The organism is Streptomyces sp. NPDC050388 (assembly GCF_040655635.1).
Lineage (GTDB): Bacteria > Actinomycetota > Actinomycetes > Streptomycetales > Streptomycetaceae > Streptomyces.
The window spans coordinates 1-8,344 of the sequence record NZ_JBFAKH010000160.1; the positions used below are offsets into that span (position 1 = coordinate 1).

The 8,344-nt window shown below is 69.5% G+C and carries 9 protein-coding genes and 3 pseudogenes; 9 read left to right on the plus strand and 3 right to left on the minus strand.

All coding sequences use genetic code 11. The features are described from left to right. The coding region (locus AB0I73_RS39100) for a transposase (protein WP_363045160.1) at nucleotides 1-534 on the minus strand (534 nt) is incomplete at its 3' end. Between the two features lie 287 nt (nucleotides 535-821). Between AB0I73_RS39100 and AB0I73_RS39105 the strand changes: the two are divergent. The 4 genes and pseudogenes from AB0I73_RS39105 to AB0I73_RS39120 all read left to right on the plus strand — a co-directional run. Further along, nucleotides 822-953 (plus strand): annotated as a pseudogene (locus tag AB0I73_RS39105) (IS6 family transposase); the annotation flags it as partial. Nucleotides 954-1,213: 260 nt separating this feature from the next. Next, nucleotides 1,214-1,396: a hypothetical protein gene (locus AB0I73_RS39110; RefSeq protein ID WP_363045161.1), complete on the plus strand. Its 183-nt coding sequence runs from the start codon at nucleotides 1,214-1,216 to the stop codon at nucleotides 1,394-1,396. 59 nt (nucleotides 1,397-1,455) lie between these two features. Continuing rightward, a complete protein-coding gene (locus AB0I73_RS39115) occupies nucleotides 1,456-1,788 on the plus strand; it encodes a hypothetical protein (protein ID WP_363045167.1) in 333 nt (110 codons plus the stop codon). Next, nucleotides 1,785-2,348 carry a DinB family protein gene (locus AB0I73_RS39120; RefSeq protein WP_363045162.1) on the plus strand — a complete coding sequence of 188 codons (564 nt, stop codon included), beginning with the start codon at nucleotides 1,785-1,787 and terminating at the stop codon, nucleotides 2,346-2,348. The genes AB0I73_RS39115 and AB0I73_RS39120 overlap by 4 nt, the downstream gene beginning before the upstream one ends. Before the next feature lie 240 nt (nucleotides 2,349-2,588). Here AB0I73_RS39120 and AB0I73_RS39125 read toward each other — a convergent pair whose 3' ends face one another. Then, nucleotides 2,589-3,152 (minus strand): dihydrofolate reductase family protein, encoded by a 564-nt coding sequence (locus AB0I73_RS39125; RefSeq protein ID WP_363045163.1) that lies wholly within the window; start codon nucleotides 3,150-3,152, stop codon nucleotides 2,589-2,591. A 358-nt stretch (nucleotides 3,153-3,510) separates the two neighbouring features. On the opposite strand from AB0I73_RS39125, the pseudogene AB0I73_RS39130 reads away from it, so the two are divergent. Continuing rightward, nucleotides 3,511-3,920: pseudogene (locus AB0I73_RS39130) on the plus strand (XRE family transcriptional regulator); the annotation flags it as partial. A 139-nt stretch (nucleotides 3,921-4,059) separates the two neighbouring features. Here the strand turns inward: AB0I73_RS39130 and AB0I73_RS39135 are convergent. Beyond that, nucleotides 4,060-4,807 (minus strand): annotated as a pseudogene (locus AB0I73_RS39135) (IS6 family transposase). 296 nt (nucleotides 4,808-5,103) lie between these two features. Here AB0I73_RS39135 and AB0I73_RS39140 point away from each other — a divergent pair. The 4 genes from AB0I73_RS39140 to AB0I73_RS39155 all read left to right on the plus strand — a co-directional run bounded on the left by AB0I73_RS39140 (nucleotide 5,104) and on the right by AB0I73_RS39155 (nucleotide 8,233). Beyond that, entirely contained in the window at nucleotides 5,104-5,316 is a 213-nt protein-coding gene (locus tag AB0I73_RS39140) for a DUF6417 family protein (RefSeq protein ID WP_363045164.1), read from the plus strand. A gap of 216 nt (nucleotides 5,317-5,532) precedes the next feature. Continuing rightward, nucleotides 5,533-6,522 (plus strand): hypothetical protein, encoded by a 990-nt coding sequence (locus tag AB0I73_RS39145; RefSeq protein ID WP_363045165.1) that lies wholly within the window; start codon nucleotides 5,533-5,535, stop codon nucleotides 6,520-6,522. Nucleotides 6,523-6,927: 405 nt separating this feature from the next. After that, the gene (locus AB0I73_RS39150) at nucleotides 6,928-7,470 is read left to right on the plus strand and encodes a sigma-70 family RNA polymerase sigma factor (RefSeq protein ID WP_363045168.1); all 543 of its coding nucleotides are present in this window, start codon (nucleotides 6,928-6,930) and stop codon (nucleotides 7,468-7,470) included. After that, nucleotides 7,460-8,233 (plus strand): hypothetical protein, encoded by a 774-nt coding sequence (locus tag AB0I73_RS39155; RefSeq protein ID WP_363045166.1) that lies wholly within the window; start codon nucleotides 7,460-7,462, stop codon nucleotides 8,231-8,233. Before AB0I73_RS39150 ends, AB0I73_RS39155 begins: the two co-directional genes overlap by 11 nt. The last annotated feature ends 111 nt before the right edge of the window (nucleotides 8,234-8,344 follow it).

Here is an 8,344-nt window from a genome sequence, read left to right on the forward strand (position 1 = left end):
GGCCTCGCGCAGGGCGGAGTCGGCGCAGACCAGGACGCTCTTGAGCTGGTTGATGGCCTGGGTGCGGGACTTGATCGCGGATCCCTTGGCGAGTTTGAACAGCCGCAGCATCTCCACCGGGCCGTCGCTCGTCTTGGCCGTGGCGGTGGCGCGCCCGGACAGCACGGCACGGGCGGCGGCCTCGGCGTCGACGGCGTCGGTCTTGCCGTGGCGCCGGCGGGCGGCCTTGTCCGGCTGGTTGACCTCCGTGACCTCGATTCCCTCGGCGTGCAGGTGGCGGGCCAAGGCCGCCCCGTAGGAGCCGGTGCACTCGACGCCGGCACGTCGCACCACTCCGAACGAGCGGGCCCAGGCGACGAGTTGACGGTATCCCTGCGCGGTCGCCGGGAAGCTCCGGCCGTCCAGGGCGGCACCGAGCATGGTGATGACAGCCGCGGCGTGAACGTCCTTGTGGGTGTCCACGCCGAGCAGGACCTCCTCAGCGGCGTCGGCCGGGATGTGACACGGGGCAGCGGATTGCGTGATGCTGGGCAAGGTCGCCTTCTCCTGATCGCCTTGGATGCTGGTGGCCGTCGCCGGGCCGGGGCGGTCAAGACTGTGACGGTGCCTGTCGCGAAGGCCCCTATCGGGACACGTCCCCTGCCCGGCGGCAGCACGCACCGCACCGAGCAGGCAGCCGACAGATCAATGCCAAGGCACACGGCCAGTCACGTTGCGAGTCAAGCCACCGCCCGGAGCGGCACCCGATCATCCTCACAGTCACGTTGGCTGACCGGCCTGAGATGATCTTGGAGTTGGTCGTGCCGGGGAGGGGGCCGTTCGTGTCGTCCGCGCCGCCGTCGTACCAGGGCCACCGGTACCCGGTCGAGGTGATCTCCCACTGCGTGTGGCGGTACTTCCGCTTCCCGTTGTCATTTCGTGAGGTGGAGGAGCTGATGCTGCAGCGCGGCGTCATCGCCCGATTCTCCCCGCCGCCGCAGGTTCTTCTTCACCGCCCCAACCCAAGGCGTGCGCGTCGGCGGAGTCGCGCGCCGTCACAGACGCAGCAGCGTCCGTGGTGACAGATGGGTGTCAACGGCGGGTGAGGGTGAGCCCTACGGCGGTGAGCAGGACCGCTGCGGCGCCTGCCGCGACCGTGAGGGGCTGCTGGGCAGGCGCGTGCCTGAGTGCGAGGCGAAGCACCCTGGATCCGCTGGCTGCGGTCGGGGGCTTCGTGCTGTCCCTGTTCGGCGTCGCGCGCTTCGGCGGGGGCGGCCCGGTCGTCGACGACGATGCGGACGGCGTCGGCTCCGTCGCCGCGGTGGGGCCTGGTGGCGATCTCTTGCACGGTTTCGGTGAGTCGCTCGTGGAGGTGGGCGGCGATGGCGCGGGGGGGCTGGCGTCGTCGGCGGTGTGACTGACGCGGTGGAGGCTGGTGAGGGCGGGGACAAGGCTGGGGCCGGAGCTCTCACGCTGGTGCACAGCCTGGAGATGGGGAGGGCCGAGGTCAGCAACCGGATCCTGTCCGCCCGGGCCCGGGTGGCGTTCCACCACATCCGTGACGGTGTCGACGGCCTCACGCAAGACGACTGGGACCGCCTGGACCGGCACGCCCCCGAACTGCGGGGCCTGCCGTCCCAGCCGGCCGGGTTGTCAATGTCAAACAGCCGCTCGCGGTGGCGCGGCCCGCAGGGCACATCAGCCCCCAGCGTCATCTCTCGATGCGGTACGCTCTCGCGGCCCACGGCCGGCCACGGCGTCCGCGAGGGTCGCAGCCAGGTCTTCGTTGTATGTAGCGTGCGGAAATGACAAGAAGCGAGCGACTCGCGGACCAGCTGGACCGGCACTGGCACAAGAACCTGCGGCCGCGGCTGCACGGTCTTGCCGATGAGGAGTACTTCTGGGAGCCGGTGCGCGACTGCTGGAGCATCCGCCCACGTGGCACGTCGGCCGCACCGATGTCGGCAGGTTCGGGGGAATGGACGATGGACTCCGCGTCCCCTGACCCGGTGCCGGCGCCGGTGACCACGATTGCCTGGCGGCTGGCGCACATCATCGTCTCCTGCCTGGGCTATCGGGTCGGATGGCACTTCGGCGGCCAGGACGTCGACTCCCAGACATTCGCCTACGCGGGTACCGCTGACGAGGCGCTAAAACAGCTCGATGAGATGTATGGGAGATGGAACGCGGGGGTCCGCGAGCTCTCGGACGCTGACCTGGAGAATCCGCCCATGGTGGGTCCCGAACGGTTTCCCATGGAGGGCATCGTCCTGCACGTCAACAGGGAGCTGATCCATCACGGCGCCGAGATTTCCCTGCTGCGCGACCTCTACCGCTGGCAGGACGGAGCTGTACCGCGCCGAATATGACTTTCCGGTAACCGGCGATCGCGCTTCGGAAACCTACGTGGACTCCGTGACGCTCCGTGGCTGCGAGCTTCAGTGTCCGTGGTGGAGGGGTAGGCCCGTAAGCGCATCCCGGATTACATCTTGATCACTGAGCAGGGTCCGGTAGTGGTGGATGTGAGGCCGCACTGCCGGCTGTCCACCCCAGTGGTGGCGTTCACGTTCGCGTGGACCCGGCAGGCGGTCGAGTCGCGTGACGGGCGCTCAGCGCCTCGTCTCGTACCTGGTCAGGAACACGCCGCCGGGAAGCGTCCGCGTCTCCACCAGGTTCAGGTTCACCCAGCTGTCCAGAGCGGTGAAGAACGGCGTGCCGCCGCCCACCAGGACCGGCGCGGTGGCCAGCACGTACTCGTCAATCAGCCCGGCCCGCATGGCCGCCCCGGCGAGCGTTGCGCCGCCGATGTCCATCGGGCCGCCGTCCTCGGCCTTGAGCCGGGTGATCTCGGCGACCGCGTCGCCGGTGACCAGGCGGGTGTTCCAGTCGACCTTGTCGATCGTCGAGGAGAACACCACCTTCGACATGTCCCGCCAGCGGCGCGCGAACTCGATCTGCGCCGGGGTGGCGTTGGGCTGCTGGTCGCCGGTCGGCCAGTAGGAGCTCATCGTCTGCCACAGCTTGCACCCGTACAGCGACAGGTCGGTCGCCTGCAACTGGTCGGACCAAAACTGGAACAGCTCGTCGCTCGGCACGCTCCAGCCGATGTCGTCGCCGGGCGCGGCGATGTAGCCATCCAGGGTCAGGTTCATGCCGTAGATCAGTTTCCGCATGGCGCCGGCCTTCCGTGAGTCGGTCTCGCGCGTACAGACCGGCGCGGCGCGGGAAACTCATCGGTGCGCGATCTGAGCTCGCATGTAGCCCTCGTGCTCGGTGGCTCAGCCGCAGACTCATCGTTCCACCGAGGAAATGGCATCGACCTGAGACTGATCTTGGGTGACATCGCGGTGAGACAACAGAGAACCAGCAGGTCAGAGAAGATCGACATGCCATCGGCGGCGAGACCCTACACGCCCTCTAACCGCCCTGGACGCCGCTGTGAGACCCGTTCAGCCCGGCGTGGGGAACTACCCCGGCCCGGCCGTGAACACCGCACAGCAACCTACACAGCCGATCATGAACGGAGACCTCGTGGGCATCGTCGGAGACGGCCTCGAGCGGGCCGTGCAGCAGGCGTTCGCCCGCCCCCTACCGAAGTCGGCCGGCGCGCAGATGCGTTACCTGGTCAAGCAGCTCAAGGGCACCCGCGCCGTGGCCGACGCGCTCGACGTCAGCCAGCGCACCGTGGAACGGTAGGTGAAGGACCGGATCCGCCGGCCCCGCGCCGACCTCGCGCAGCGCCTTCAGGACGCCGTGCGCGCCCGGTGGCAGGCGCCACCACCGGAGGCATCGTCATCGAGACCCGCGCCCGGTTCGGCTTCACCGCCGCGCCCGGCACCACCGACGACGCCCGCCTACGCCACCTCACCCTCGCCCTGCCCCCGCAGTCCGCGGCCCGCCTCTTCGATGCGCAGGACACCGGGGCCGACGAACAGCAGCTGCACGGGCGTTGTCACGTTGGCTGACCGGCCTGAGGTGATCTTGGAGTTGGTCGTGCCGGGGAGGGGCACTGTCACGTTATTGAGTGTGTGAGTGCCTGACGGTGTGCCGGGTGTGGTGGGGCCGGGCGGCAGTTTCGGGTCAGGCCGCGGCAGGCGGGCCGGCGACGCCGGTGATCTGGTTCCAGACGGCGAAGCGGACGGTCATCTCGGCGCGGTATCCGGTGGCGGTCATCAGGTGGCGGCGGGGCCGGAAGTGGGGCGAGATGCCGCTGAACGCGACCAGGAATCTCTGTGCCCCGCAGACCGAGCGGAAGCCCTTCGTGGCGCGCTCGCGCCGCCTCGTCGGCTGGTGGGAGTTCTCGGCCCGGTTGTTCAGGCCCTGGTGGGAACGGTGCTTGACCGAGGGCGTGACCTCGCGGTGGGCGGCGCCGTAGGGGCGCAGCTTGTCCGTAACGACCACCCTCGGCGCCGAACACGTCTTCTTCATCAGGCGGCGGAAGAAGCGCCGGGCCGTGGCGGTCCTGCACGAGGATGTCCAGCACCATCCCGTCCTGGTCGACGGCCCGCCACAGGTACTTCTGCTCTCCGTCGATCCTGATGAAGACCTCGTCCAGGTGCCATGTGTCGCCGGGCCGGGGTCGCCGGCGGCGCAGCCCGTTGGCGTAGGCCTGCCCGAACTTCGTACACCGGCGGCGCACTGTCTCATGGGAGACGATGACGCCGCGCTGCAGCCTCAGCTCCCCCACCTCACGGAACGACAGCGGGAAGCGGAAGTACCGCCACACGCAGTGCGAGATCACCTCGACCGGGTACCGGTGGCCCTGGTACGACGGCGGCGCGGACGACACGAACGGCCCCCTCCCCGGCACGACCAACTCCAAGATCATCTCAGGCCGGTCAGCCAACGTGACAACGCCAGCGGAGAAGATGTGATCACGCGGCGGTTTGGTACCGACGTGTGGCCCTTCGGTGAGGGGTGTCCTGCCGCGCGGCAGCCCGGAGGGGCGTGACTGCCGTGTAGGTAGTGGAGTTGGGCGTTCCGCGGTACGCGCCGGCCCGGCATCCGGGGCCCCTGTGTGCTGACAGCACGCCGGAGGTGGGGGGCCCGCATGTTCCGTGCTCCGGTGGGGCCGTCCCAGAACTTGTGCGTGACCGTGGCGCCCGGGGAATGGTTGCGCTGGTCATGGATGACGACGAGCACCTCGATCCGGAGGAGAGCGAGTACGCGCCGGTGGATCACACGGCCCAGCGGCTGGCACTGCTGACCCTGGAGGAGGCGCACGATCTGCTGCGGCTGCTGCTGACGGTGGCGCAGCAGGAGGGGCCGATGTCGCCGGAGGCGGAGCGGCTGGCGAAGGAGTTCGCCGCCCTCTCGGGTCCTCGGCAGGGGGCCTGACCAGGCACCTCGTCGCCCTCGGCCGGTGCGTCTGGGTAAGGATCATGATGGTTCTTCAGGAATCCTGAAGAACCATCATGATCTAGGCGAATCCATCGCTCCCGTCTGTCGGGCTGACCTGCGGCAACGGGAGATGAAAGCCAGGGCGAATCCGCAGGATGTCGCACAATCGGGGGATCCCCACCCTGGCTGCCTTTTCCAATAGTCTGACCGATCATGTCCATATCATTTGATCGCCGCCGTCGTACCGCCGGGACTCCGGCCCGAAGATCGGCCGCCGTCGCCGCCGTATGCGGTCTGCTGCTCACCACCGGCTGTTCCCTCACCTCCGGCTCGGGATCCGACTCCGAGGACGCTTCAGGACTGTCCGCGGCGCTCGGGAAGGTCTCGTCCGAGCCCGGGACCTGGAGCGTCGGGTATACGGACAGCGCGAGGCTTCGGGAGCTGACGAAGGAGGCCCCGGAACGGTTCGCCGACTTCCGGCCGTTCCCCGATTCGGAGTTCGCCACCGAGCTCAGCGGCTCGGCTGTCTCGAGATACCGGATCGACCCGGACCAGGTCGAAGAAAGGCTGTGGATCCAGTCGACCGACTCCCCGCTCATGGCCGGTTACTGGCGTGGCGCCTTCGACTCCGAGTCGATCATCAAGAAACTCAAGGCCGAAGGGCGTCCGGAGCGCAAGCAGGACGGGGTGGCGGTCTGGGGCGGGGACGAGGACAGCCAGACGGACTACACGGTGTCCGACCAGGAGTTCACCCACGTCCGCCCGGTGGGCACCCGGGTGTTCCACCCCGCCGACGGCAAGGCGCTCGCCGACAAGGCCGAGTACCGGCAGCTTGTCGCCTGTCTCGGTGACGTCTACTCGGTGAACATCGAACCGCGCCAAAGCGGCATCGACCCGCGCCGGGGCGGGAAGGAGCTCTCGCACCTGGCGATCGGCCAGCTCGCCCGGTCCGCCGACGACACCTCCGGAGTCGTCTGCGCGGTCGCCCGCAGCGAAAAGTCCGCGCTGAAGGTCTCCGAGACCGTCCAGGCCGTGCTCAAGGGCCAGCCGCAGTACAAGGGGTCCGAGGTGACGGTCCTCGAGGGGGACGAGGGCGAGGGGCAGCCGTCCGTGGTGAAGGTGACCGTTCCCGACAATCCGGACGACAAGAAGGTCGGCAAGATCATGCGCGGCCCGCTGCTGGAGGCGCTGCTGAAGCTGTGACCGGGGCCGGGCTGCGCCGGTGGACACCGCCCGCGGCGACAGGCCGTGGGCGGTGCCCGACGTACAGGGGTTGGGCGCGGGTGGAATACCGGTGTGTCGCGAGCAGGAACCGCAGACGGGCCTCGGCGCTTGAGGGAACGGGCCGGGTGCGCAACGCGCGCTCCAGCCCCTGCGCGATCTCTCCCGCGTCCGCCTCTCCAAGCGGGTTCCGAGATTTCCAGGACGGCACCGGCCGACATCGGCTACAGAGCCCGGGAAAGTACCGACGACAGGGCCTGCTGGAAGTGGCTACGCCCACCGCATGCCCAGCTTCCGCAGCGGCCGGGCAATCCCTCGGCGGGGGCGGACCGTATCTATAGGTGTGCCGAGCTTCCGGTTCCCGTTGGCCGTCTCCCGGACGAGGCTCTGCTGTCCGGGCCGGCCACCGGTGATCCGGAGCTCGCGGCCGCCTTCGTACGGAGGTTCCAGCGCGCGGTCTTCGGTGTCGCCGTCGCCGTCACCAAAGATCCGCAGCTTGCCGAGGACATCGCCCAGCAGACGTTCGAGCGTGCGTGGCGTCATGCGCAGATCTACGACGCGCGCCGCGGGTCGGTGACGACCTGGCTGACGACCACCGCGCACCATCTCGCCATCGACGCCGTCCGTGCGCGGCGGACAAAGCCGGTGGCACCCGAGGACCTCGACGCGCTCCTCGATGCCGTGACCGAGACCTCCGAGCAGTGGGCCCTGGCCGACGAGGGCTCGTCCCGGCTGCGGGCCGCGGTGGCGCAGCTGCCGCGGGAACAGGGTCGTGCCCTGGTGATGGCGGGCGTCTACGGAATGACGGCCCAGCAGATCGCCGACTGGGAGAAGATCCCGCTGGGCACCGCAAAGACGCGGATCAGGACAGCGATGGGAAGGCTGCGGGACACACTCGCCTCTCCGAAGCGAGGGGACCATGACCAGTGACGTGACCTGCGAGAAGCTGCGGGAGATCGGCGTCGAGCTGGCGCTGGGCGTGCTGTTCGGCCGTGAGCGGGCGGTGGCGGTCGCGCATCTGGACCGGTGCGCGGCCTGTCGGGAGTACATCGAGCACATGGCCCTGGTGGGCGACAAACTGATCGGGCTGGTGCCGGGCAGCGAGCCGCCGCCCGGGTTCGAGACCCGGGTGGCGCGCAGACTGACCCAGGACGTGACGGCGCACAAGGGGACCCCCCACACGCGGGCGTCCGGCCTCGCGCACAAGGCGGTCCGCAGTCGCGCACGCCGTGTCCGGCTGCGAGGCGCGTCCGCCGTGGCAGCCTTCGCGTTCGCGTTCGGGTTTACCGGCTGGGCGGTCGGCACCGCCCTCGAGAGTGTCACGGCCTCGAGCTCCCCTGCCGTAAAGGCCCAGACGCCTGTGAGGGAGGGAGAGCTGACCTCGGCCTCGGGCTCCGGGCCGTCGGCAGGCGACGTCTACGCCCATCCCGGAGACCTGGGGGACCCCGGTCGGATCTACCTGACCGTCGACCTTGCCGCCGCCGGCACTCCGTACAGCGGCAAGGTCGTCTGCCTCCTGCAGCGCACGGACGGCACCACGATCCGCGTAGGCGCCTTCACCCTGAGCAACGGACGTGGTAACTGGGGCACGGCGGCCCCAATCGGCCCCGCGGCGCTCTCCAGCGCCCGCCTGACCACCCCCGACGGCACCGTCCTCGCCACCGGCTACTTCGCCACCGGCCGGAGCGTGTGAAATCGGCGCCCCGGGCCGGGCAGACGCCGCCGCGAGCCGATCGGCGGGGCGGCCCCCTCCACCTGCGGATACCGGTCCTTTCGGCCGCCCGTGACGCTGCCGCCGCAGGAC

Excerpts from the sequence above, each read along its gene's own strand:
- AB0I73_RS39125 (WP_363045163.1), bottom strand. The coding sequence starts at position 3,152 with ATGCGGAAACTGATCTACGGCATGAACCTGACCCTGGATGGCTACATC.
- AB0I73_RS39120 (WP_363045162.1), top strand. The coding sequence starts at position 1,785 with ATGACAAGAAGCGAGCGACTCGCGGACCAGCTGGACCGGCACTGGCAC.
- AB0I73_RS39155 (WP_363045166.1), top strand. The coding sequence starts at position 7,460 with ATGACCAGTGACGTGACCTGCGAGAAGCTGCGGGAGATCGGCGTCGAG.
- AB0I73_RS39140 (WP_363045164.1), top strand. The coding sequence starts at position 5,104 with ATGGATGACGACGAGCACCTCGATCCGGAGGAGAGCGAGTACGCGCCG.
- AB0I73_RS39145 (WP_363045165.1), top strand. The coding sequence starts at position 5,533 with ATGTCCATATCATTTGATCGCCGCCGTCGTACCGCCGGGACTCCGGCC.